This is a genomic window from Maribellus sp. YY47, from assembly GCF_023111095.1.
In the GTDB taxonomy this organism is placed as follows: Bacteria; Bacteroidota; Bacteroidia; order Bacteroidales; family Prolixibacteraceae; genus Draconibacterium.
The window spans coordinates 17,907-43,482 of sequence record NZ_JALGYW010000016.1 but is presented as its reverse complement, the minus strand read 5'-3'; the positions used below and the strand labels follow the sequence as shown (position 1 = coordinate 43,482).

At 43.6% G+C, this 25,576-nt stretch carries 22 protein-coding genes and 2 riboswitches; of the genes, 7 read left to right on the top strand and 15 right to left on the bottom strand.

All coding sequences use genetic code 11. The features are described 5' to 3' along the window. Positions 1–124: 124 nt before the first annotated feature. From MR764_RS14055 to MR764_RS14045, 3 genes are all read left to right on the top strand, one after another. Complete coding sequence (locus tag MR764_RS14055; protein WP_247980068.1) at positions 125–706, top strand: TIGR00730 family Rossman fold protein; 582 nt, start codon at positions 125–127, stop codon at positions 704–706. Between the two features lie 237 nt (positions 707–943). Then, positions 944–2,383 (top strand): Do family serine endopeptidase, encoded by a 1,440-nt coding sequence (locus MR764_RS14050; protein WP_247980067.1) that lies wholly within the window; start codon positions 944–946, stop codon positions 2,381–2,383. A gap of 104 nt (positions 2,384–2,487) precedes the next feature. Next, entirely contained in the window at positions 2,488–3,348 is an 861-nt protein-coding gene (locus tag MR764_RS14045; protein ID WP_247980066.1) for an RNA polymerase sigma factor RpoD/SigA, read from the top strand. Between the two features lie 57 nt (positions 3,349–3,405). Here MR764_RS14045 and MR764_RS14040 read toward each other — a convergent pair whose 3' ends face one another. From MR764_RS14040 to MR764_RS13990, 11 genes are all read right to left on the bottom strand, one after another. Next, positions 3,406–4,644 (bottom strand): cation:proton antiporter, encoded by a 1,239-nt coding sequence (locus tag MR764_RS14040; protein WP_247980065.1) that lies wholly within the window; start codon positions 4,642–4,644, stop codon positions 3,406–3,408. A 64-nt stretch (positions 4,645–4,708) separates the two neighbouring features. Next, entirely contained in the window at positions 4,709–5,653 is a 945-nt protein-coding gene (gene cbiB / locus MR764_RS14035) for an adenosylcobinamide-phosphate synthase CbiB (protein ID WP_247980064.1), read from the bottom strand. Further along, the gene (locus MR764_RS14030; protein ID WP_247980063.1) at positions 5,646–7,121 is read right to left on the bottom strand and encodes a cobyric acid synthase; all 1,476 of its coding nucleotides are present in this window, start codon (positions 7,119–7,121) and stop codon (positions 5,646–5,648) included. Before MR764_RS14030 ends, cbiB begins: the two co-directional genes overlap by 8 nt. Continuing rightward, the gene (gene cobC / locus MR764_RS14025) at positions 7,111–7,665 is read right to left on the bottom strand and encodes an alpha-ribazole phosphatase (RefSeq protein ID WP_247980062.1); all 555 of its coding nucleotides are present in this window, start codon (positions 7,663–7,665) and stop codon (positions 7,111–7,113) included. The genes MR764_RS14030 and cobC overlap by 11 nt, the downstream gene beginning before the upstream one ends. After that, positions 7,662–8,423 carry an adenosylcobinamide-GDP ribazoletransferase gene (locus MR764_RS14020; RefSeq protein ID WP_247980061.1) on the bottom strand — a complete coding sequence of 254 codons (762 nt, stop codon included), beginning with the start codon at positions 8,421–8,423 and terminating at the stop codon, positions 7,662–7,664. The genes cobC and MR764_RS14020 overlap by 4 nt, the downstream gene beginning before the upstream one ends. Positions 8,424–8,804: 381 nt before the next feature. Then, the gene (cobT, locus tag MR764_RS14015; protein WP_247980060.1) at positions 8,805–9,887 is read right to left on the bottom strand and encodes a nicotinate-nucleotide--dimethylbenzimidazole phosphoribosyltransferase; all 1,083 of its coding nucleotides are present in this window, start codon (positions 9,885–9,887) and stop codon (positions 8,805–8,807) included. Positions 9,888–9,913: 26 nt separating this feature from the next. Further along, positions 9,914–10,480: a bifunctional adenosylcobinamide kinase/adenosylcobinamide-phosphate guanylyltransferase gene (cobU, locus tag MR764_RS14010; protein ID WP_247980059.1), complete on the bottom strand. Its 567-nt coding sequence runs from the start codon at positions 10,478–10,480 to the stop codon at positions 9,914–9,916. Between the two features lie 184 nt (positions 10,481–10,664). Next, on the bottom strand, positions 10,665–11,984 hold the full coding sequence (locus MR764_RS14005) for a PKD domain-containing protein (RefSeq protein WP_247980058.1): 1,320 nt from the start codon (positions 11,982–11,984) through the stop codon (positions 10,665–10,667). Between the two features lie 25 nt (positions 11,985–12,009). Beyond that, complete coding sequence (locus tag MR764_RS14000; RefSeq protein WP_247980057.1) at positions 12,010–13,941, bottom strand: TonB-dependent receptor; 1,932 nt, start codon at positions 13,939–13,941, stop codon at positions 12,010–12,012. Positions 13,942–14,023: 82 nt separating this feature from the next. Next, positions 14,024–14,240, bottom strand: a riboswitch (cobalamin riboswitch). A 135-nt stretch (positions 14,241–14,375) separates the two neighbouring features. Continuing rightward, positions 14,376–14,903 (bottom strand): cob(I)yrinic acid a,c-diamide adenosyltransferase, encoded by a 528-nt coding sequence (locus MR764_RS13995; RefSeq protein WP_247980056.1) that lies wholly within the window; start codon positions 14,901–14,903, stop codon positions 14,376–14,378. A 4-nt stretch (positions 14,904–14,907) separates the two neighbouring features. Next, the gene (locus MR764_RS13990) at positions 14,908–15,714 is read right to left on the bottom strand and encodes a helical backbone metal receptor (RefSeq protein WP_247980055.1); all 807 of its coding nucleotides are present in this window, start codon (positions 15,712–15,714) and stop codon (positions 14,908–14,910) included. 81 nt (positions 15,715–15,795) lie between these two features. Next, positions 15,796–16,011: riboswitch (cobalamin riboswitch) on the bottom strand. Positions 16,012–16,208: 197 nt separating this feature from the next. Between MR764_RS13990 and MR764_RS13985 the strand changes: the two genes are divergently transcribed. After that, positions 16,209–16,922, top strand: a complete 714-nt coding sequence (locus MR764_RS13985; RefSeq protein WP_247980054.1) for a VIT family protein — start codon at positions 16,209–16,211, stop codon at positions 16,920–16,922. 212 nt (positions 16,923–17,134) lie between these two features. Next, a complete protein-coding gene (locus MR764_RS13980; RefSeq protein ID WP_247980053.1) occupies positions 17,135–17,629 on the top strand; it encodes a hypothetical protein in 495 nt (164 codons plus the stop codon). A 174-nt stretch (positions 17,630–17,803) separates the two neighbouring features. Here the strand turns inward: MR764_RS13980 and truA are convergent, their stop codons facing one another. The 4 genes from truA to MR764_RS13960 form a co-directional block, all read right to left on the bottom strand. Further along, entirely contained in the window at positions 17,804–18,565 is a 762-nt protein-coding gene (gene truA / locus MR764_RS13975) for a tRNA pseudouridine(38-40) synthase TruA (RefSeq protein WP_247980052.1), read from the bottom strand. 443 nt (positions 18,566–19,008) lie between these two features. Next, the gene (locus tag MR764_RS13970) at positions 19,009–19,665 is read right to left on the bottom strand and encodes a hypothetical protein (RefSeq protein WP_247980051.1); all 657 of its coding nucleotides are present in this window, start codon (positions 19,663–19,665) and stop codon (positions 19,009–19,011) included. A 369-nt stretch (positions 19,666–20,034) separates the two neighbouring features. Continuing rightward, the gene (locus tag MR764_RS13965) at positions 20,035–21,036 is read right to left on the bottom strand and encodes a type I restriction endonuclease (protein WP_247980050.1); all 1,002 of its coding nucleotides are present in this window, start codon (positions 21,034–21,036) and stop codon (positions 20,035–20,037) included. Between the two features lie 1,141 nt (positions 21,037–22,177). Beyond that, positions 22,178–23,164 (bottom strand): hypothetical protein, encoded by a 987-nt coding sequence (locus MR764_RS13960; protein ID WP_247980049.1) that lies wholly within the window; start codon positions 23,162–23,164, stop codon positions 22,178–22,180. A 523-nt stretch (positions 23,165–23,687) separates the two neighbouring features. Here MR764_RS13960 and MR764_RS13955 point away from each other — a divergent pair. After that, positions 23,688–24,617, top strand: coding sequence for a MoxR family ATPase (locus tag MR764_RS13955; RefSeq protein WP_348773082.1), 930 nt, complete (start codon positions 23,688–23,690; stop codon positions 24,615–24,617). Positions 24,618–24,696: 79 nt separating this feature from the next. Continuing rightward, complete coding sequence (locus tag MR764_RS13950) at positions 24,697–25,575, top strand: DUF58 domain-containing protein (RefSeq protein ID WP_247980047.1); 879 nt, start codon at positions 24,697–24,699, stop codon at positions 25,573–25,575. The last annotated feature ends 1 nt before the right edge of the window (position 25,576 follow it).

The following is a 25,576-nucleotide window of genomic DNA, read 5'->3' as shown; positions in this document are numbered from 1 at the left end:
TTAGTACTGAGTAGTGAGACAATTCTCATTCAGGCTAAAAATTTCATTCAAGATATTTTGAAAACCGGGTAAATCCCGGTTTTCTTTTCTCAAAACTAAATACATAACACTCAATTTCATAAAAATGAATATTTGCGTTTTCTGTTCTTCGAGCAATGCCATTTCGACTATATATTTTGATGAAGCCCAAAAACTGGGAGCTTTGATTGGGAAAAACAAGCATGTACTGATCAATGGCGGCGCAAACGTTGGTTTAATGGAAGCAGTTACCATCGCGGCCAGCAAAGCGGGAGCAAAAACGATTGGAATTATTCCGGAAAAGATGATCCGCCGTTCGCTTGCCTCGGATAATTCGCACGAAGTAATTGTTACAAAAGACATGATGGAACGCAAAGCCCAAATGCGCGAACTCTCGGATGCATTTATCGCTTTACCCGGTGGTTTCGGAACTCTCGAAGAAATACTGGAAGTAATAACACTCCGTCAGCTTTCGTATCACCACAAGCCCATTGTATTTATCAACACCAACGGATTCTTCGACCATCTTTTTAAACAATTTGAAGTTTCCTACACCGAACAATTCGCCAAACCGATATACCGCGAATTGTATTATGTTGCTACCAACGTTGAAGATGCCATAGACCACATCGAAAATTATAAAGAAATTGAGCTGGACTCTAAGTGGTTTGTTGTTCCTGAAAAATAATCAAACAAAACTGTAATTCTTAAAGCAAAGTCTTGTCAGATAAGGTTAAAAGCCAACAATGCCTGAAACCTGACAATATTTCATCCAACTCGAAATTCGGTTGTATATTTTTAACAATGTTGGGGTTGTGTTGTTAAATTATGCAAAATACAATCGAAGCCTGGTGTCATCACGACAAACTGGCAGTAAATTTGATCGCATGGAATGCAATTGTTTAATGAATTAAATTTTACTATCATGAAGAAGTTTGGAAGAATATCATTCACATTTTTACTTGTGATTGCGGGTGCATTTGTTGCAGTTTGGGCTTACAGCACCTTCTTCAATGAACCACAAGTTGTAACAGTAAAAGAAGAACCAGCCATCAGATATGCCAGTTTACCGGCCAACAGTGAACAGACACTACCCGATTTGACGTTCGCAGCAGAAAAATCCATCCACACCGTTGTACACATCGCTACTCAATCCGTTCGTACCGGACAGTGGTCGAGCGGTAATCCGTTTATCGACGAGTTTTTTGGTTTCAGAAGAAGCGAACCACAAGTTCAGCAAGGTTTTGGATCGGGAGTAATTCTAACTGAAGACGGATTTATCGTTACCAATAATCATGTTATTCAAGATGCGCAGAAAATAAAAGTTATCCTGAACGACAAGCGTGAATTTGAAGCTCGCCTTGTGGGGGCCGATCCTTCAACCGACCTTGCTTTATTAAAAATTGATGCTAAAGATCTGCCCTTCCTCACCTACGGAAATTCGGAAAACCTGCAATTAGGCGAATGGGTGCTTGCCGTTGGGAATCCGTTTAACCTTACTTCGACAGTTACTGCCGGAATCGTAAGCGCACGTGCCCGTAACCTGGGAATCAACGAAGACACTTATTCCATCGAATCTTTTATCCAAACCGATGCGGCGGTGAACCCTGGAAACAGCGGAGGCGCTTTGGTAAATCAACAGGGAAATCTGGTAGGAATAAACGCAGCGATTGCATCCAGAACAGGCTCATATACAGGATATTCATTTGCCATACCGGTAACCATCGTAAAAAAGGTTGTTGAAGATTTGAAGAAGTATGGTGAAGTACAAAGAGCATTGCTTGGAGTAAATATTGGTGATGTAAATGCAGAAATCGCGAACAAATTAAACCTTGAACGTGTTGAAGGAGTCTATGTAGGAGCTGTTACCGAAAACGGTGCTGCAAAAGAAGCCGGAATTAAGGCTGATGATGTAATTATTGGCGTTGGCGGAGAAAAAGTAAAGACATCGGCCGAGTTGCAGGAAAAAATAAGCCAGTACCGTCCCGGGGATGATGTAAAAGTTGACGTCCTGCGTAACAATGAAAAGAAACAATTTACAGTTACTTTGCGTAACAGACATGGCGACACGCAAATAGTAAGAGATAACGCAAGTGTATTGGGTGCTGAGTTTGTCGCAGTAGATAACGAATTGAAGAATAAATTGGATATTGACCACGGAATCATGATTTCAAAGCTGGATAAAGGAAAGCTGAAAGATGCCGGACTTGAAAAAGGATTTGTGATTACCAGCGTGAACAAAAAACCGATTTATGAAGTCAATGATTTTAAGAGAGAGATAGGAAACGCGAGAGGAGGAATTTTAGTTGAAGGAGTGTATCCTAGTGGAGAACCAGCTTATTTTGTATTTGGAGTTGGAAAATAGAAGCATCAATCTTTAACTTTGTATTAACAACAAATAGATCGTTTGTTTCTCCTTGACCGGTAATAATTTATGTTCTATATTTGCACGATTTTTAAGAAAATTATATGAGACAGCTAAAGATCACAAAGTCAATCACTAACCGTGAGAGTGCCTCTTTAGATAAGTATTTGCAGGAAATTGGTAAGGAAGAACTAATTACTGTCGAAGAAGAAGTAGAGTTAGCACAGCGGATTAAAAAAGGAGATCAGGCTGCTTTGGAAAAATTAACCAGGGCGAACCTTCGCTTCGTGGTTTCGGTAGCAAAACAGTACCAAAATCAGGGACTTAGCTTACCGGACCTTATTAACGAAGGAAACCTCGGCTTGATTAAAGCAGCTGAAAAATTCGATGAAACCCGCGGTTTTAAGTTTATTTCTTACGCAGTATGGTGGATCCGCCAGTCGATTCTTCAAGCTCTTGCTGAACAATCGCGTATCGTTCGTTTGCCATTGAACCAGGTAGGTTCGTTGAACAAAATCAACAAAGCATTTTCGAAATTTGAGCAAGAACACGAGCGCAAACCATCGCCTGAAGAATTGGCCGATTCACTGGAACTCCCTGCCGACAAGGTGGCTGACACTTTGCGGGTTTCCGGACGTCATGTATCTGTAGACGCACCGTTTGTTGACGGTGAAGACAACAGTCTGCTCGACGTGTTGGTAAACAACGACTCGCCCAATGCCGACCGCAGCCTTATCATGGAATCATTGTCAAAGGAGATTCATCGCGCGTTAGCGACATTGACCGAACGTGAAAGCGACATCATCAGACTGTTTTTTGGCATAGGGTGCCAGGAAATGACATTAGAAGAGATCGGTGAACGATTTGGATTAACCCGGGAAAGGGTTCGACAGATAAAAGAAAAAGCTATCAGACGATTAAGACATACATCGCGAAGCAAATTACTAAAAACATATCTGGGATAAAAATTTTGAAAAAAGGTTGTCAGTCAAGGCAACCTTTTTTAATGCCCTTTATTCTGATTATTCTTCTACCTCCATCATCTCTCCACCCATTGGTGCTAAACCTTGATCAACTATTGTGGTTTCTTTTTTACGATAGGCAATTAATGCCGATGCCATGATAATACTGGTGGCAATAATCACAAGGAAAAGGATGCCGTTTTCAAAACCTTCGATTTTTAGCGAATCAGGTATGGCAAAAAACAACAATATGGAGATTAAACCACGCGGCGAGATCAACACCTGTGGAAGTATATCTTTCTTTTCGATGACTGTAAACAACAGAAAACGCAGGGCGTAGGTAACCAGCAAAAATACGGCGCTAATCAGCCAAACCCGCCAACTCAGAAGCGAAGATAAAGGAAGGGTCATTCCAAAAACCACAAAGAAAAATGTTCGTACCACAAAAGAAGTCTCGATGGTAATCATTTTAAATTGATCGTACAAACGTTCAATCCGGTCGTCTTTCAGCCATTCTTCTAATTTCCAGAACAATAAATGTTTATGATTCCGAAGCAATAAGCCAAACATTAAAATAATCAACAGCGACGACAGGTGAAACAGTTTCCCCACCGAATAAAGCATAATCAGCACGGCCAGAAACAGGAAAAATTTGGCTTCTCCCCTAATATTCTGAATAATGTACAACAACACATAACTTAACACCACTGAAACAGAAAGGGTCAGCAAAATATTCCCGACTACCACAAAACTAAGCTGGCGCATTCCTTCCACGTCAGCATTCTCCACCATCATGTAGAAAAACATAATCCCCAGGATATCAGAAAAAGTGCCTTCGTAAATCAGAAACTCCTTTTTGTATTTTACCAGGTTACCAACACTCGGAATGATAATGGCGCTACTCATAATGGAAAGCGGCAAAGCATACACCAACACCCTCATAAAACTCATTTCGGGCATATAGAACCTCAATAAAAAAGCGAGGGTGAAAGAGGTGAATACTAAGGATAAAGCGGCAATGGTAAACGATTTCCAGATAATGGGCCAGTTTTCGCGGGTTAACTCCAGATCGAGCGCCGCTTCAAGTACAATCATGATCAAACCAACGATTCCCAGAATTTCAAGCGAGCTAAAGAAACCAGGTACAATATTCAGCGAAAGTAAAAGCTGATTAATTCCGATTCCCATTACAATAAGCACCAGTACACTCGGGATGTTGGTGCGTTTTGCCAGGATGTTGGTAAAAAACGAAATGATAATTACGACACAAAGGCCTATTATAAAAAGGTATGCATTCATAGAGATTCTTTCTTTTCGGAATCAACGGTCAGATTGAATCGAGAGGTGAAAGATATACAGAAATTCAGAGTATCCTGAAATTATACATAAAAAATACACAAATCAAAAAAACGGATAGTAAGGCTACTGCCATATTGATTCCGCAACTTTTGTACACATCACTGTCACTCAAAATTCTGAAATTTAAGCCAATAAAGGGCTTCTTCACCAGTTTTCCGTGATAAATGTTGGGGCCACCAAAACGGCAATTTAAAATTCCTGACAAAGCAGCTTCCGGGTAACCTGCATTGGGACTGCTGTGTTGGTTTCCAAACTTGAAAAGGTATGAGAATCCTCTCCTGCGAAGAGTTACCAACACCATCAAAAAAGCAGTTAAACGGGCCGGAATAAAATTCAGCACATCGTCGAGGCGGGCAGCAAAAAAGCCAAATTCGCGGTACCGGTCGTTTTTATAACCTATCATCGAATCGAGCGTGTTGACCATTTTGTAGGCAAACATGCCGGGAACGCCGCCAATGGCAAAATAAAAAAGCGGTGCAATCACTCCGTCGCTTAGATTCTCTGCCAGCGTTTCGAGTACTGCCGTTCTGATTTGCTGTTCGTTGAGATTCGAAGTGTCACGCCCAACAATCCTACTCAACTGTTTTCGGCCGGCTTCGATACCTTCCTGTTTCAACCTGCGAATTACCAGCAATGATTCGTAAATAAGGGAACGATTAGCCAGTCCGAAAAAAACAAGAATCGAAGCAATTACATAAAAAACGATTGATTTTTCTGGTAGTAACATCAGTCCAAACCAAAGCACAAAAAATACAAAGAGTACCAATGCAATCGTTAAAAAAGCGCCTTTCCATCTTCTTCTGTCGCCTTTATTCAGCAGCGTTTCGCCTTTGGAGATCAGCCACCCAAACCAACGAATGGGGTGCGGCAGCCAGTGCGGATCGCCAATCAGCAGATCGAGTAAAAAACCTGCCAATAAAGGATAAATTATATCAGGATAGTCAGTCAAGTTGAATGCTTTTATAAATGTATTCCATGTCCACATTTTCGCGGATCAAAGCAGCCAGTTTATCGTATTGTTCTTCTTTAAAGCTTTTAAAATCAAATCCGGCAGTCACCTTTTTTCCAACAGCCGCCAGTATTGCGCTGATAATTTCACTGTTGTCGAAAATCCCATGAATGTAAGTGCCCCAGGTAAGGTCGTTCAAATAATAACCGTCCTTCTTTTTTCCGTGAATAACACAAAGCGGACTATTCTTTTCAGCCACTGTTTCTCCCATATGAATTTCATAGCCGCTTCCTTTTAATTCGCTCTGAAAGGTGAAAGAACATTGTTCCGTCACTTTTTCATTTGTAATGGTTGTTTCCACCGGCAAAATCCCCAACCCGGGAACAGCTTCAACAGCGCCTTCCACCTGAAAGGGATCGCGCACCCACTTCCCCATCATTTGAAAACCGCCGCAGATTCCGTAAACTGCCTTTCCCTGTTGATGCGCTTTTTTAATGGCAGTCGCCATTCCTTGCCGCTGCAAAAACAAAAGATCGGAAATCGTATTTTTTGAACCCGGCAAAATGATAATATCCGACTGGTGTAAATCTTCTGGTGTCGCAGCGTAAAAAAGATTAACCTCCGGAATTTGTTCCAGCAGATTAAAGTCGGTGAAATTCGACATGTGTTTTAGCAAGACAACCGCAATGTTGATTTTTCCATCGACCGAAGAAAAGCGCTTTTTATCAATCACAACAGAATCCTCATCGTCGATGTAAATATCGCGAAAGTGCGGAATAATACCGACAACCGACACACCGCACAACTCTTCCAGCTTTCGCGCACCATCTTCAAACAGCGAAATATCGCCCCTGAATTTATTGATTATAATGCCTTTAATCAGTTTTCGTTCATTCTCAGGAAGCAGCAAAATGGTACCATAAACACTGCCAAAAACACCGCCTTTATCAATGTCGGCAATCAAATATGTAGCAGCATTCTTCTCTACCGCCACGCGCATGTTGGTGATGTCTTTTTTCCACAGGTTTACCTCGGAAATACTACCGGCTCCTTCCACCACAATCGGATTAAACTCAGCTTCCAGTTTCGAAAAAGCTTTCATTGCCTCATTAAACAAAAAGTCGCGGTCTGTTTCGTTAAAATAGGCTTTTGCCGATTTGTTCGCCCAAGGTTTTCCATGCAAAACAATCTGCGAATCCATGTATCCGGTTGGTTTCAAAAGGATCGGATTCATTTCCACGCGACAGGGAATTCCGCAGGCTTCTGCCTGAACTGCCTGAGCCCGGCCAATTTCCAAACCATCGGGGGTCGGGAAACTATTCAGCGACATGTTTTGCGCCTTAAATGGAGCAGGAGTTAATCCATCCTGTTTAAAAATGCGACAAAAACCAGCGTTAATTACACTTTTTCCCACATCGGAACCTGTGCCCACAAACATAATCGGGCGGAATTGCTTTTTATTTGCCATTGATTTCTTTCAGATCAAAAATTGTAACACTCCCATACGGCGGTTTAAACAAAGCAAACAAGTCATCCATCGGCTGTCCTTCAATTAAATGTTTTAGGATGCGGATAACTCCTGCATGAATAACAACTACTGACTTGTCCATTTCTGTTACTTTCAATTCATTTAGCCATTCGGCAATACGCCCAAGCATCTGCGGATACGATTCACCGTTCAACGTAGATAAGTTCTGATAATCGTCCATCCAGTTCTTCCCTTCCGGCGAATGGTAAATTTCGTCCCAGCTTTTTAGTTCCCAATCTCCAAAATTTAGTTCTTTAAGACGATTGTCAAAAAGGATAGGCTGATTTGGGAAAAGATGTTCCGCCAGCTTTCTGCAACGTTGCAATGGGCTGCTAAAAATCTTGTCAAACTGAAGTCCGGACAGCTCCAGTTTCACAGCTTTTCTTTCCTCATGAAATGATTCAGCTACATCCACATCGCTTTGCCCGTAGCAAATTCCGGGTTTAACGGCTACACTGGTATGACGGATTGCGTAAAGTTTCATTGGTAATATTGGATGGCTAAAACAACCAGATAAAAACACACCTCACAGAGTTGTTGAAGTGCCCCCAGCACATCGCCGGTGTATCCTCCCAGCTTTCGGGTAATGTAATTTCGGAAGAAGAAAGTAAGCAATAACAAAACAGCCAAAACTATAACCATCTCTTTCCATCCCAGAAAAACAAAAGCTACTGCACCAAAAACTACCGCTATCAGCAGCGATAAAGCGGAATCGGCTTTTCCAACAGGCTTGGTTTTACTGGTGGCATCCAAACGCGCGTAAACCGAGGAATAAATCAACAGCACAGGGAAAATGCGACTCACCGCATGTCCGGCAATCAGGATGAAGGGAATTCGCATAACATCGATGTGCGACAAGGCCAGAAATTTAATTCCCAACATTGAAATTAATCCGATTGAGCCGTAGGTTCCGATGCGACTGTCTTTCATTATTTCGAGAATACGCTCGGGTGTGTACCCGCCACCAAAACCATCGCAGAAATCGGCAAAGCCATCTTCGTGAAAAGCGCCTGTAAACAAAATCGTGGCCACCATGCTTAGCAAAACTGCCAGCGATACCGGAAGCAGCATCGACGAGGCCCAAAAGACCAACGCCCCAAAGGCACCCACCATCCAACCAACCAGCGGAAAATAGCGCGTGGCTTTGTTTAGCAATTCCTCGTTCCATCCAACGATGTTACCCACAGGAACCCGCGAATAAAACATCACGGCTGTCAAAAATATTTTCCACTCTTTTATCATGAATCGCTAAATTGTTAAACTGTTAAATTGTAAAACTGAACACAAAGACTCGAAGGAACGAAGTTTTATTGAACCACACCAGGCACATAGGGCACAGCAGATGGTTTAAAACTCCTGAAGATTTGTCTGTTTCCCTACTGCTATTTGCCAATGGCCGGTTCATTTTTAATCCGCTATTTAAATTCCCTTACTGAGTTCTGAGACTGAATACTGAAACTATAACTGATCACTCAATACTTCTTCACTCGTAAATCGTTAATCATCATTCTTCAATCAATACATCCCCATCCTTCGACTCCGCTCAGGATGACATCCTGTAAACTGCGACTGCTCTGAACTCTGAACTCTAAACTTTGAACTTTGAACTCTGGCCTCTGAACACTACTTGTTACTCACTCCGGCATCCTCAAAACTGGCCATTTCATTCAGGAACGAAACTGCCGAGCGAACCAACGGAAGAGCAACAGCTGCACCGGTTCCTTCGCCCAATCTTAAACCAAGATTTACAAGTGGTTTTACATTCAGATGATCCAGCAACAGTTTATGCCCTTTTTCATCCGATTGATGGCAAAAAATACAATTCTGAAGCATCTCGGCATTCATTTTTGAAGCAGTAAGTGCAGCCACAGTAGCAATAAAACCATCCACTAAAATAAGCATGTTTTGCTTTTTAGCTTCCAAAAATGCACCCACCATCGCCGCAATTTCCAATCCGCCAAAAGCAGCCAGTATTTCTTCAGGGGTTTCTGCCCGGTATTTATCCGCTATTTCCTTTAACAGACATGCTTTTTTATCCAACTGCTTATCGTCCAGACCGGCGCCACGCCCCGTACATTCCTCCACCGAAATACCCGTAAATTTGTGCATCAGCAGTGAAGAAGCCGATGTATTTCCGATTCCCATTTCACCAAAAGCGATGGTATTACAGCCGGTTTTTGCTTCTGTCACCACCATTGCGGCACCGAGCTTCATTGCTTCCCGGCATTCATCCATTGTCATTGCAGGTTCCCGGTACATGTTTCGGCTGCCTTTCCGGATTTTTGCATAAACAATAGGAAGATCAGCGGGAAAATCATGATCCACCCCAGCATCCACAACTTTCAGTTCGAGACCGTTTTGCTTGCAAAAAACATTGATGGCAGCACCGCCTGCACAGAAATTCATCACCATTTGCCAGGTTACGTCCTTGGGGTACGGACTGATTCCCTCATCGGCCAGGCCGTGATCTGCGGCAAAAACTACCATTGACGGATTATAAATGCGCGGCGATAGCGTTTGCTGAATCATACCTGTCTGGAAAGCAAGCTCTTCGAGCCGGCCGAGTGATCCGAGCGGTTTGGTTTTAAGATTAATCTTTTGCTGAAGAAGCCCCTCGAAATCTCCCCTAAGGGAAGAGTTCTGGCCGCTGTCGCCGCTTGAAACGGGTGCGTTTCTAATTTCGGTATACTCGGTTCTATCTTTCATTTTAATAAGGTTTATTATTTTGGCATTTATGAATTAAATACATGTGATGTCTCGTACTCCCCTCCTTTGGAGGGGCCGGAGGAGGCTTTGATTTTTACGGGTATTCCTGAAACCATCAGCACTACTTCATTGGCTAAAGAAGCGATGTACTGATTCATCCAGCCCTGCAGGTCGGCAAATTTTCGGGCCAGTTCATTTTCGGGATGAACCCCCATCCCCAATTCATTGCTGACTACAATGGCGGTAAAATCCTGCTTTAGCAAGCGGTTCCATTCGGCTTTTGCCAGCTCCAGACTCCCGTTCACATCGCTGTTGTTTTGGTAAAAAATATTAGTGAGCCAAAGCGTAATGCAGTCGAGCAATACAACTTTCCCATCGAGATCCAGCTTACTTATTTCTACCTCCTCTTCCAGTGTGGTCCACTGTTGTCCGCGATCCGATTTATGACGGTTAACGCGCTGTTGAAAGTCTTCGTCCCAAATGTGTGCTGTTGCCAGATAAACCGGAGCATCAGAACGTTGCTCGGCCAAAGTTTGTCCGTAGCTGCTTTTCCCCGAACGTTGCCCGCCTGTAACAAAAATAATTTCAGCCATACTTCAGTAGTAAAAGCCCCCGACCGCTGTCGGGGGCAATTTCACAATCCGGTACTTTTCAGTACCCAATTAAGCAATCATATTTTAAATTTTGTCGCAATATTTCATTCTAAAAAACCGGGAGCGGCCTTGAACGACCGCGATATTCCGGTTTCTGCGATTTTCAAAAAAAACTTTACTATTCTTATTCTGCTGAAAGAATCATAAACGGAGCAATACCGGTTCCATATTCCTTTAATTTGGTTCCATCTTCACGGTAGGCCACCATTTTTCCGTTTCCGGTAACACTTGGCGCAACGAAATACATCACTTTATCGTCGTAAAAGCCAACACCATTGATTCCTGAAATACCTTCCACCAGATTGCTGGCGTCAAAAGTTTTGGTAGCCACATCAAAAACGGCCACACTCCCGCTCACATTCCAGTTGGCATCAAAACCCGATGTCATCACATAAATTTTGGAAAAATCGGCATTGAAGGCCATAACATCCACATACGAAGTACTGCTTACACCATCCAGCGAAAATGTTGCTTCGATCTGATCGGTAGTGGTGTTTATGTATCCTAATCCGGTTTGAGTAGTGTAGTCTGACAATCTTCTTCCCAGGTTCAGGTAGAGGTTATCGTGATTATCTTTTTCAAAATAAGAAGGTGTATTTCCGGCAGGTAAAGCAATGTATGAAATTGCCTCTGTTGTCAAATCCATTACGGCCACGCTGTCTTTGTAATTCAGGGCAGCGTACAGTTTATTGTTGGCAATGGCGAGTCCTTCCGGCCCACCTGCCATTGGAATTTTCTTTTCTACCGTGTTGGTAGTCACGTTAACTTTTGCGATATACGACACACTTTGATCGGCCCAAACACTTCCGCCCCAACACGAAACATACAGGTAATTGCCTTTTCCCTGGCAATATCGCGGCGATACAATGTTTTCATTAATCGAGTTTTTGGTTTGCACAAAAGTATTTTCGTTCACATAGAAAACTTCATCCACTTCATTCCCCATAAAATAGATATTTCCGTTGTAATGGTAGGCAAACTGAATGTTGGATACAATGTCAAGTCCGTTGGCCGATTTGTAGTAGCCGTTGATCACCTCATCAGCGTATTTATTATAAGCTGTAATGGTTGACTTATCGCCCGACCAGCTTCCGGCATTGATAATAAACGCCAGATCAGCAGTAACTTCAATTGTGGAAGTTGCTTTATTCTGCAGGCTTCCGTTTGTAGCAACCAGACTTACTTCGTAACTTCCCGGTTCAGTAAAAACATGAAACGGTTCGGCTTCGCTTGAAGTTTCCGAACCACCGAAATTCCAGGCATATTCAGTTGCTTCCTGCGAGCAGTTGGAGAAATATACAGTATCTCCAACGCGAATATTTTCTTCAGGAGAAAAAGTAAAACAAGCTTTTACATCTTTTGGGTCGTCATCGTCGGTACAAGCAGTAAAAAATGCTGTGGCCAAAACCAGTAGCGCCCAGATTCTAAAATTTAATTTTTTCATTATTCGTAAATTATTGAAAGGTTGATTATTTAAAATTGTATGTAACACTTATTCTGTAATTGATTCCCGGCATAGCATATCCCCAGCTTGTTTGATAAGCAGTATCAAGCAGGTTTCTTACCATTCCTGAAATACGTAGTTTATTTTGATCATTTATTTTGAGTTTGTATCCGACTGTTGCATTTAAAAGAAAGTAGGGATCAAGCACATTTTTCACTTCTTCGTCGGTGTACATGCTATCGGAATATCTTCCGTCGATTGTAAAATCGAATGAATGGAGGTTGGCCGTGGTATAAATATTTCCGCTGTGCAGGGGAACATATTCCAGTTGCCGGTTCAAAGCGTTTGTTTCGTTGATCGATTCTACCCTTTCTGCCGGGTTGTATGAATAATTCAGCCCCGATTCAAAAGACAATCCCAAAATTTGGTAATGCCAGTCGGTCATTAATTCGATTCCCTTACTTTCCACTTTCTGAACATTTTCAGCATACCAGAATGCCCCGCCATTTTTCCAAAGCAACCAGTTATCAACATCCATCCAAAAGGCATTTACCTGTATATTTCCGGAAACGCCTGCAGTGCAGTAACTCCATTTGGCTCCCAACTCATAACTCATTCCTTTTTCAGGCTTTAAATCCGGATCTCCACCCGGAACCCAAAAACGATCGTTAAACGTTGGAACACGATAGCTGCGCGAGATATTTCCGCTGATGCTCAAAACATATTTCTCTTTTGAAAAAGCGAGATAACTCAGTCCCAAGGCAGGAGTGAAAGGCACATCGAAACCCGTAACAAATCCCTGCCGAAGATTTACCGTGGCTGTCAGTTTCTGAAAAAAGCGCTGGTAATACGAAGCATAAAAGTCAATTCTGTCCTCGTGATCCAGCGAGGCGGAATAAGCATAAACAGTAGGGTAAATCCGGGTTGCCTTTGCCCCTACTTTGTAGCTCGCATTTTTCCTGAAATCGTGTTCGGCAAATGCCTCTCCAATAATACGCTGTGTTTGAATGGTATCGGCGGTATTATGATTGTTCACAGAATTATCGTACACATAACCGCCACTAATCTCAAATTTGAATGGCTTCTTCCGGTTTTTATAGGCTGCCAAAGCCCGAATATGATCGTCAGTTAAATCCTCCCTCATTTCGGGACTGGAAAGATTGGTTTGCATATTTTGCTGAATCAAATGCCAGTCTTTTTCGAGCCAAATATTGAAAGTAAAATATTCATCCCGGTTAAAACGGTAGTTTAATTCCTGCAAAAGGCCATAATTCTCGACATTGGCGTTTTGCTGCCGGTCTTTTATTTCGAAGATCTGGTTTTCAAAATCGCGGTAGTTAGGATTCATAAACGGGAAATTGTTCTTTTTGGCGTAATAATAAAAGCGTGTTCCTGACTCAAACTTTCCATTTCCAAAAAACAATTTTGTGCCGTACAATTGTTCGCCAAACGAACCATGAGATACACGGGCTTCTCCCCGAAAACCATCGGTCCACTTATTTTGAATCCCCAAATGAATGGCACCGCCAATACTACCCGATCCGTTGACAGAACTGGCGCTGCCAAACTGAACGCTTACGTTGTCGAACAAATAAAGCGGAACGTTACTTACGTTTGTCTGACCAAGGGTAAGCGAGTTAATGTTTATTCCTCCAAAATTGATGCTGGTGTGATCGGGAGCCGATCCGCGAATACGAATGGTAGCTAAACCACCTGCGTCGGCCTTAAACGCAATCGGCAGGGTACGCGAAAGCAGCTGCTCCAGGTTTCCGTCTTTTGATTGCTCAAACTGACGGGTACTGATCTGCTCAATTTTCGCACCCGACTGGTACTTTTGCAAACTCCCGTAGCTAACAACCTCACCAATGTGAACCGTGTCGAACACGGTAAATAGCCCCTGGCCAAAAACACAGACCGAAGCCAACATTAAAATCCCAAAAATTACAAACCTCCTCATATAAAATTTTTTAAGGAGCTTTGGATAAACTGGTGAAAAATACTTTTTCGAATATTTCTCAAGCTTTTATCCCGAAGCTTAATTATTTAACAGGAATTGTGGCAGGTCTTCTGGCTTGCTCCGGTTGTTGATGCCTTCCCTCTCCGCTTATACGGAAAAGTGGCTTGTAGTTCAACAACACAAATCGCTTTTAGCGATTGGAACTTACAGCTGCGGGTACAGCTCCGGTTTTACACCGGATTCCCTTTTCATCGAGTTCATGATACATGAACAGTCGAACCAAAATTCACCGACAAAGATAAACACAAACTTTTCTTCTGTGCAAGGATTGTTCATTGTTTCCTTCTTTTGTTAACAATGTTTTATTCGGCAAAACTCGAAATTTTAAAGGTCAGCAAAACCAATCCCCTGCTATCTTTTATTCTGAAAATCAATCAATACTCTATTCCTTCCCGGCTACGGATTCCCCGGTCGAAGGGATGTTTTTCCTTGGTTAAATTTGTAACATAATCCGCCGTTTCCTTTAATCCGGGTGTAGCTCCCCTTCCGGTAAGCACCAGTTCGCAGGTCGCGGGTTTATCCCCGATAAAATCGATTAGTCTTTGCTCTTCCAGGAAGCCATCCCTTACAGCTACCAGTATTTCATCCATAATCAGCAAGTCGGTCTTTTCTGAATGAATAAGCAACTGAAGTTGTTGCAAGGCAATTTCGATATCCTGTTTTAATTTTTCCAGGTTAATACTCCGGTTAAAAAACGGATGCCCTTCGGTAAAAACAAATACCATTGCACCGAGTTTTCGCAGCACATTTATCTCGTTATAACCGTACAAACCAGGTCGCTTCAGGAAACAGGCATAAGCAACGTTTAAATCATGTCCGTAGGCCCGAATAGCCAAACCAACCGCTGCACTTGTTTTTCCTTTTCCATCGCCGGTGTAAATATGTACCAATCCCTTTTCCATTTCCCTAGTCGTTTATAAATTGAAAAACATCCTCCAATGCGCTTACAAAATTTGCGGGAGTCGGGCTACACGACGTTTCCGAGGAAATCAAACATACTTTTTTGTTTTTTACCGCCGGAATCGAACGATAAGTCTCCCATATTTCCTTTTCGGTTTTGCCGTAACCGCCCATTTCGGCAATAATGATCACATCGGGAGCCTTTAGTAAAACACTTTCCCTCGATACGGTTCCAACCGTTAACCCCTCAGCAATATTTTGTGCATTGCAAAACGTGATAAAGTCGTTTAAATACGTATGCTGAAGTACCGTGTAAATCGGGTTGGCACCAATCTGAAAAAAGACTTTCGTGGCCGGTAAAGAACATGACTCATGCTTGATTTCCGCGACCCGATTTTTTGCGGCAGTAACAATCTCACCGGCTTGGGCTGTCAATCCCAACAAACCGGCCAGGTGCATCGTTTGCGCACAAATCTCTTCAAAGCTCCGGGGGGTTTCCATCACTTCCACCTTTATCCCCAATTTTCGCAGGCTTTCGATATCCTGCGGCTTGGTCAGTTTCATCGTAATAACCAAATCAGGATGAAGTGAAAAAACCTTTTCAACATTTACCTGAACGGCCGATCCAACCTGTTGAATTCCGTCACTCACTGCTTTTGTGCAATAGCTGGTGCAGCCCACCAACTTCGTTTCTCCTCCGATCAGGTAAATATTATCGGTTACCGACGGAGCAAGCGATACAATCCGTTTCGCATCCTGTGAAAACACAGAAACTGAAACCAGCAAAAGAAAAAATACTACAAACCTCCTCATATAAACATTTTTAAGGAGCTTTGGATAAACCGGTGAAAAATACTTTTCGAATATTTCTCAAGCTTTTATCCCGAAGCTTAATTAACAACTAAGAATTGTGGCAGGTCTTCTGGCTTATCCCGGTTGTTGATGCCTTCCCATCCGTCGGCTGACGGACAGTGGCTTGCAGTTCAACAACACGAATCGCATTTAGCGATTGGGATTTACAGCTGCGGGTACAGCTCCGGTTTTGCACCGGATTCCCTTTTCATCTTGCTCATGATTGATGAGCTTTGAACCAAAATTCGGAAGCAAATATAGCGATCAAACTTATTTCCCGGCTTGTTATAATTGAGGTCTTTGCTGTTTATTGTAAACATTTCATCCGGAAAAACCGCTCAAACAATTCTATATGAATGCTTATACTTTGTTAATAAAACCTGATTCTTTGTTTCCGCCGGAATTAAGAAATGAAAAATATTTGCACTTTTGATTCAACAAAACTGAAAGGAAAAATGGCGCATATCAAACTTGACCTCGACGATTATTTGTCACCGCATTTTGTACACCGAAGCAACTGGCTCAGGGCAGCTGTTCTTGGAGCCAACGACGGCATTTTATCAACCGCCAGTATTGCCATTGGAGTTGCTGCTGCCAGCAGTACCCGCGAACCTGTAGTTTTGGCAGCTGTTGCAGGACTGGTGGCCGGAGCCTTATCGATGGCTGCCGGCGAGTATGTTTCGGTAAGTTCGCAAACCGACTTGGAAAAAGCAGACATAGAGCGCGAAAAACTGGAGTTGGAAGAAGATCCGGTTGGAGAATTAAACTATTTGGCTGCCATTTATGAAAAACGCGGACTTAAAAAAGAAACCGCGCTGCTGGTTGCCACCGAGATGACAGAAAATGACGCATTGGCGGCTCATGTGCGCGACGAACTAGGCATACATGAAATCAACCAGGCGAATCCTATTCAGGCTGCACTGGCTTCGGCCCTGTCGTTTTTGGCCGGAGGAATTTTGCCCGTGCTGGTCGCCATCTTTTTCCCCCTGAAACATATGGAATATTCGCTTTACGCATTTTCGATATTGTTCCTAGCGGTCATGGGAGCCGTTTCTGCCCGAACAGGCGGGTCTAAAATCTGGAAAGCCATTCTTCGTATTACCTTTTGGGGAACGGCAGCCATGGGAATGACAGCCTTTGTGGGCTATATGTTTGGGGTGAATTTGTAAAAATCTATGTTACATAACACTGGTTTATCCGCCAAATTTTGAATGGAAAATTCGTTATATTCACCTGCAATTGAAAACTCAATAAACAACAATTAAAGCACACAATCTTTTTCATTGCATCATCAAAAAATCAAAGGATATAAAGTCTGAAAAACGCCGAAACAAGACTATAAACGGGAGTAGGCACTATTATTAATTTTAATCCTAATCAAATGAAACTAAAAACAACAGCCTTTATTCTGGCAGTATTGCTACTTACCAGTTGTGCAAGTATTGTAAGCAAGAGCATCTATTCCGTTAGCATTAACAGCACCCCGTCTGAAGCAAATATTTCTATTACCTCAGAAAAAGGAAAAGAAGTTTACAATGGAAACACTCCTGCTGTAGTTGATCTTAAGGCAGGTGACGGCTTTTTCAAAAAAGCCAGCTACAGTGTTAAATTCTCAAAATCGGGATATGAAGAAAAAGTGGTCCCTATTTACTTCAAGCTTGACGGATGGTATTGGGGAAATATTCTTTTTGGCGGACTTATCGGAATGCTGATTGTTGACCCAGCCACAGGTGCAATGTATAAACTCGATGATGACTTTATCACTGAAACACTTACCCCTAAAAATACAACGGCAGATCAGACCAGCCTCCAAATATATCAATTAACGGAAATTCCGGATCATTGGAAAGAACATCTGGTGGCACTAAGTAAATAATGCAATAAAAGGCCCGAAAGAATTGACTCTTCCGGGCCTTTTAATTTCACAGATTTTCACCCTTTTTGCTCTAACCATTTATAGCTTAGGATTGAATAAGGATGAAAAACAGCAGTTTGTCAGCAACTTACAGCTCATGACTCATGGCCAAAAGCTCATAGCTTGCAGCTATTCCTACATTTTTGAATTGATCATTGCTTCGGGATATTCAATATCCACCAAAAACAAACCGTGTGCGGGTGCAGAAGCCCCTGCAGCGCCGCGGTCCTGTAGTTCGATGATTTGTTGAAAGCCCTCTACCGAAAGCTTTCCCTTACCCACTTCGAGCAGGGTGCCCACAATGGCCCGCACCATGTTCCGGAGAAAGCGGTCGGCTTTTACGACAAACACCAACCCGGTGCCTTCTCTTTTCCACTCGGCCTGGTAAATTTTGCAATTATTGGTTTTTACATCGGTGTGAAGGCGGCTAAAGCTGGTAAAATCTTCGTACTGGAAAAGTGTTTCTGCCGCTTCATTCATTTTATCCACATCCAGCGGAAGCGTGTAACGATAGGCTGTCTCAATGGAGAAAGGATCTTTCTCGGTAGTTATGAAGTAGTGATAAGTACGCGAAGTGGCGCTAAAACGGGCGTGCGCTTCTTCGCTCACGGGCCAGCAGCGTTGTACCGCAATATCGTTGGGCAAAAAGCTGTTGAGCTTGTACACCAGGTCGTGCCCGCTGGGAACAGGCTTTTGCAAATCGAAATGCAGGATGAAGTACGAAGCATGTACTCCCGTATCGGTGCGCCCGGCGCCAACAACCGCCACCGACTCGCGCAATAGTGTCGACAGCGCCTTTTCGATCGTTTCCTGCACCGACACCGCATTGGGCTGAATCTGCCAGCCATGGTAACGTGTGCCGTTGTAACTCAGTTGTAAAAAATACCGGTGTGACATGCTTTCCTGCTTTTGCGCAAAGGTAATATTTTATTGGCAGGGAGAAGAGCAGAGGGCGAAGGGCAAAGGGCATGGAGCATGGAGCATGGAGCAGAGGGCAAAGCGAAGTATGGCTAAACTGTGAAATTGATAAATTGTAAATATGCCACAAACTAACTCTGAACTTTAAACCCTGAACTTTGAACTACAAGGGCAGAGAGCAGAGAGCATGGAGCAGAGGGCAAAGCGGGAAGAATGAGAAAATGGCTAAACTGTGAAATTGATAAATTGTAAATATGCCACGAACTAACTCTGAACTTTAAACCCTGAACTTTGAACTTTTCCCTTTGAACTCTGAGAAGCGGCAAAGAAAAGCCGCCCTAACGGAAAGGACGGCTTAAGCGAAAACGCTGACCGGAAAGGATCACTTTCACGGTCTTTCCCATGTATACCCCCAACAAATACTAACTTTTTACAGGTTTGCCGAGTACTTCGAGCAACTGCGGATTATCTTCGAGTGCGATGCGTGCCACGGAATAAAACCGGCTCATCCAGTTGGCCATCCGGTTCATCGCCTCGTCTTTTATTTTAGTGGCATCCTGCGACTCGCCCGCTTCGCGCAGGTAATTGGCGCGGGCGGCTTCCACCACGGCAATCAGGTCGGTAGCCGCCGTAATTTCTTCGGGCGTTATTTTCAGCAGGGCCAGCCGCGTTTGAATTTCTCTATCGGCCGCTTCAGCGTAAAATTTCTTAACCGCTTCCAGCCATTTTACATAGGGCCGCGGCACATCTGTGTCGAGCGCCAGCCGGCGAAGCAGCACCACTTCGTCGAGGAAAACCACCCGGGCTCTTTTCCGGTGCCGGGTATAAAGTTTTGAGAGTTCGTTACGCGCGTTTTTAAAGGCCTCCGAAGCTTCGGTGGTTTCGTCGTCTTCGGTTTTGTTCGCATCGTACAAGGTGCGGGTTTCGGTCAGCAGGTTCTTTCCCTGTTCAATAACGGTGGAGTCGTACCCCATTTCCCCGATCAGCGTAGCGATCTGGGGCTGTTGCGTTGCATTTTCAAGCGCCACCCTCCATTGTTCGAGGCTCGACGCTTCCGATGTTTTTGTGTTGGTTACCATAGTAAATCGTTTTAATTTAAGTGTTTATCTGGCACCGCCTGCCCTATGCGGCAAAGCGGCTTCTTTTCAGTATTCCGGGGCACGGCTTCGTGCCTCCCGTGCGTTCCTTCCCACTTACCATGCGTTCCTTCCGTTCTCCCGTCCGTTCCTTCGCGCTCCCGTGCATCCCTTCGCGCCTACCGTCGGTTCCTTCCGGCCTCCCATCCTTTCCTTCCGCCTCCCATGCACTCCTTCCGCTTGCTGGGCGGTATTTCGGGTCGTTTTTCCATTCCGAAGCCTCAATGACGGGCAGCTTTGGGTCGTTATTGTATTTTATGCCGTTGTTTTTTTATTTTGAGATGATTCACAACATCTGAAAGTGATTATTTTCTATTCATAATACCCAACCGTTTCCAACAACTGTTTTTCGAAATCGTAAATATCGTCGAGGCTCCCGAGCGGGTGCCGGGTTTCCTTTTTGTTGGCATCGAATAAACCGATGTAGTTGTTGCTGCTGTTAAAGTGCAGCCGGCAGATGGGCTTGCGGTTATTATCGTCGAGCAGCACCCCAAAATACGACTGGGTATCGCGTGCAGAAATTCGTTCCTTGCCAATCTTTCTTCTTAAAATAGCCACCACGATCCTGAAAGCCTCCATTTCCTCCTCGGTGGTAATTACTTTGTTTTCATCTTCTACAACCGGAATTTCCTGTTCGGTCTGTTTTTCTTCTTCCTTGTTTAGCGCACTCTGAAGCCGATCGTTAACCCGCTCGCTTATTTGCTGGTTAGTGGCTTTTTGCACCAGTTCCTTAAATTGTACCATTACTTTTTCGGTGAGCCTCCCGTTGTACACTTTCGATGCAAAAAACCGTACAAATTCATCGCTGGGTTCGGCCAGTTCCTGGTTAAAAACCTTCCGGATCTCTTTGGTATATTTCAGCGAACTGGCGTTGGAGAATATCTTCTCTTCATCGAAATTAGACTTATGAAACTTTACAATCTCGCTCACCACCGAATCTTTCAGCTGCGTGATGTTAAACTCCAGGAATGGTTTTTCATCCATTTTATTGGCCTCTTCCAGGTCGGTATAAAAGCGGTATTCAATGCCGTTGGTCAGCAATGCAAATCTTGCCTTTGTGACATGAAAATACCGAAACAGCTGCGAATTGTGCACATTCAAATCTTCCTGCCAGTGCTTACATTCAATGATTAAAATCGGGGCTCCGTTCTGAAATATAGCGTAATCCACTTTTTCGCCTTTTTTTAGTCCTATGTCGGCAGTAAACTCGGGCACTACTTCCATCGGGTTGAAAATATCGTAGCCCAACAAATTGATAAAAGGTAAGGTAAAAGCTGTTTTGGTTGCTTCTTCCGTCTGGATTTGATTTTTCATCGTGTCGATTTTCTCGGACAAGACTTTCAGTTTAGCTAGAATTTCCATAATGTGTTTTTATTAATTCGGTAACAATTCATACTACTCATCATTAAAAGTGTAATAACTGTTTCGAGTTGGGGCTCCTTCTCCTAAAAAATCCGACAATTGCTGTGGCCCGGGTTAAGATGATAAACTAATGCTTATAAAAGTAGCGAAGCTTTTTAAACCTCGCAATAGGCAATAAAGTGTTGTTGAGCAGGGAGATGAGGGCAGAGAGCGAAGGGCATGGGGCAGAGAGCGAAGAAATGGCTAAATTGTAAAATTGATAAATTGTAAACACGCCACGAACTAACTCTGAACTTTAAACCCTGAACTTTGAACTCGAAGGGCAAAGAGCATGGAGCAGAGAGCAGAGAGCGAAGCAATGGCTAAATTGTAAAATTGATAAATTGCAAACACGCCACGAACTAACTCTGAACTTTAAACCCTGAACTTTGAACTCGAAGGGCAAAGAGCATGGAGCAGAGAGCGAAGCAGTGGCTAAATTGTGAAATTGATAAATTGCAAACACGCCACGAACTAACTCTGAACTTTAAACCCTGAACTTTGAACTCGAAGGGCGAAGAGCATGGAGCAGAGAGCAAAGCGAAGTATGGCTAAACTGTGAAATTGATAAATTGTAAATTCGCTACTAACTAACTCTGAACTTTAAACCCTGAACTTTGAACTCGAAGGGCGAAGCAGGCAGTATGCACAATAAAGCAGCACGCTCTTATGAGATTGCTTCTCCGCCGGTCGGCTGACCGACGAATCGCAAAGACGTTCCTTTCTATTTTCATGGGGCAGCGGACACAAGGTGTCGTGACTGGAGATTGTCGGCTGCTGTCCGCTGCCGGAACACCCCGTATTGGGCGTCATGGCGAGGGAGCCGACCGTTGACGAACGGACGGAGACCGAAGCCAACTCTTTACACGAAGAAATGGCTAAATTGTAAAATTGATAAATTGTAAATACGCCACGAACTAACTCTGAACTTTAAACCCTGAACTTTGAACTTGAAGGGCATGGAGCATGGAGCAGAGAGCGAAGAAATGGCTAAATTGTGAAATTGTAAATTCGCCACGAACTCAACTCTGAACTTTAAACCCTGAACTCTAAACTACATCGCCTTATCTTTTCCGGGATCGAAATAGGCCGACCGGTGCTTTCCTAAGCGTACTTTGAGGTAGAGTTTATACAAATTTTCGTCGTCGGTATAATCCACCCAGTCGATGTTTTCCTTGCCGTATTGTTTGGTAATCTCGTATCCGAACGAAACCCTCCCGTATGAAAGCTCTGTTCCGATGCGGGCATCGAGTTTTAGTCCTGCCCGGTGAAGGCGAAAATCTCCGGCACCGGTGAGGTTCATCATAAACAAACGGTTTAAAAGCTGAAAGCGCAGCATATGGAGGCTTAAATCGTTATTAAAATAGGCCCAGTTGCCGTTGCGTTTCGTACATACATTCAGGCCGATTTCGCTAACCAGGGTATGCGGGGCACGCCCCTGCCGGGTAAATACATTCAGGTAATAGGCCACCGAAGGACTAAACACCACAAAGGCAGTCAGGGTATCGCGGCCCACATTAATTTGCCCGTGCTGTTTTCCCATATTGTCCAGGATTTTGTGAAAACCGCCGGCACCATCGCTTCCGCCCTGTATCCACAAGGCCAACCCGGGAATGGCTTTCTTTTTGTTTAACAAGCCCACTCCCCCGGCCAATTGTAAACCAAAATTTCGTTTGAAAAATTTCACCATCGAAACCTCGGCGGTGCTGATTTCGGTAAAATATTCGCTTACATGAAGTCTTCCGGTATAATCGAAATAATAATTGTCCCACACTCTTTTGGTGTACAAATCGGAGCGGATCCCAAACGACAACAGCCTGTTGCGGCTTTCTTTCTGGTTAATAAAACCCTTTAACAGAAACGAGGAGGTAAACGCCATATCGTCTGATCCTTTGGGGAAAAGCAAATCGACATCGTTCATATGCTCCACCTCGAAGAAGCTGTTTTCGAAATACGATTCATTGCCGTTTAAACTGCTCTGCGCCCAACATGCAGCACTCAATAGAACAAAAACAAATACCGAAAAGAATAATTTCAACACTACTTTTATGATTAAGAAATAAATGAAAAAACTGCCTCCCCTTATTTTTTCAGCGTGCCAAGATAGGAAAACCTTCATTATTTCTTTCCTCTAAAAAGAAGGTTCCGAAACATTTGAATGTAATTTAAACTGTCATCTGCAAAGGCTATACTCCGGGGGGCAACATCCGTGTTTAACTTTCTTTTGTTAACCGCCATCCTTAAAACTTTTTAACACAATAAGGGACAATAAATCTATTCAAAACTTTATTTTCGTGCTTCGAATTTAAAGGCGAATCGATTTTTTGGTCATGAGCCCGCAAAAGGCGAAGAAATATTGAGATTTCAGTCGGCACCTTGTTCCAACCGAAATTTAGATATTGCACACTAAAGAATATGCTGATCTTAGTCTTTAACTCATTTAACCGAAGAATCTCGAAATAATTCTGAACAAATAATAAGATTAATACAAAACAGATATGAATCAAGCAGTTGATATTAAAGAATTGAACGAAAGGATTCAGAAAGAAAGTTCATTTGTCGACATGGTTACCATGGAAATGAACAAAGTAATTGTGGGTCAGAAACACCTGGTAGAAAGTTTAATGATCGGTCTTTTGTCGAACGGCCATATTTTACTTGAAGGTGTACCGGGGCTGGCAAAAACGCTGGCCATTAAGTCGCTGGCACAAACCATCAGCGCCAAGTTCGCGCGTATTCAGTTTACGCCCGACCTGTTGCCTGCCGACTTGCTGGGAACCATGATTTACAGTCAGAAAAAAGAAGAATTCAGCATAAAAAAGGGGCCGATCTTTGCCAACTTTATTTTGGCCGACGAGATTAACCGTGCGCCCGCCAAAGTGCAATCGGCCTTGCTCGAAGCCATGCAGGAACGCCAGGTTACCATCAGCGACAACACCTTTAAGCTGGAAGAGCCTTTCCTGGTAATGGCTACGCAGAACCCGATCGAGCAGGAAGGTACTTACCCGCTGCCCGAAGCACAGGTTGACCGTTTTATGCTGAAAGTGGTGATCAACTACCCGAAAAAGGAAGAAGAACGCCAGATCATCAACCAGAACCTGTTGCGTCAGTTCCCCGAAACCAGTACCATTCTGAAACCGGAAGACATTATCAAAGCCCGCAACGTGGTGAAAGATGTGTACATGGACGAAAAAATCCAGAAATACATTGTTGACATTGTGTTTGCCACCCGCGAACCCAGGGAATACAAACTGGAGAAATATGCGAGCATGATTTCGTACGGAGCTTCGCCAAGGGCGGGAATCAGCCTGGCACAGGCCGCCAAAGCCTATGCGTTTATCAAACGCCGCGGTTATGTAATTCCGGAAGATGTGCGCGCGGTTTGTCCCGATGTGTTGCGTCACCGTATTGGTTTAAGCTACGAAGCCGAAGCCAACAACATTACTTCGGAAGAAATTATTACCGACATTTTGAATACGGTTGAGGTTCCGTAACGAGTCGCAGTTGACAGTCGCAGTTAACAGTTGTTCAAACACTGCGTTGAACGCTGAACTTTAAACTTTGAACTCTGGTATGGAAACAACGGATTTATTAAAAAAGGTACGGAAGATTGAGATCAAGACGCGGGGGCTTTCGCGGAATATTTTTGCGGGAGAATACCACAGCGCCTTTAAAGGACGGGGTATGGCTTTTTCGGAAGTTCGCGAATACCAGTTTGGCGACGACATCCGGAACATCGACTGGAATGTGACCGCCCGGTACAACCATCCCTACGTAAAGGTTTTTGAAGAAGAACGCGAACTTACGGTTATGCTGCTGATCGACGTGAGCGGATCGCGCGAGTTTGGAACTTTTGAAAAACTCAAAAAGAATGTGATCACCGAATTGTCAGCCGTGCTTTCGTTTTCAGCGATTCAAAACAACGATAAAATCGGGGTGATCTTTTTCTCGGACAAAATCGAGAAATTCATTCCGCCGAAAAAAGGGAAAAGCCATATTCTGCGCATCATTCGCGAGTTGATCGATTTTCAGCCCGAAGACCGCGGCACCGACATTACCGAAGCCATTCGTTACCTCACCAACGCCATCAAAAAGCGTTGCACGGCCTTTGTGATTTCCGATTTTATGGACGAAAACAAGGAGCTGGAAATGGCTTTGTCGATCGCGAACAACAAACACGATGTGGTGGCACTGAAAATTTTCGACGAACGGGAAACCGAGCTGCCTTCGATCGGGATGATCAAACTAAAGGATGCCGAAACCGGCGATTATGTGTGGGTCGACAGCAGTTCGCGCAGAACCCGAAATATGTATTCCGACTGGTGGAGAAAGCACACCACGCGCCTTGACGTAATGTTCAAAAAATGCGGCGTGGATTATGTAGCCATCAATACCAACGAAGATTATGTGAAATCGTTAATGACCCTGTTTCGGAAACGGGCATTAAAATAGA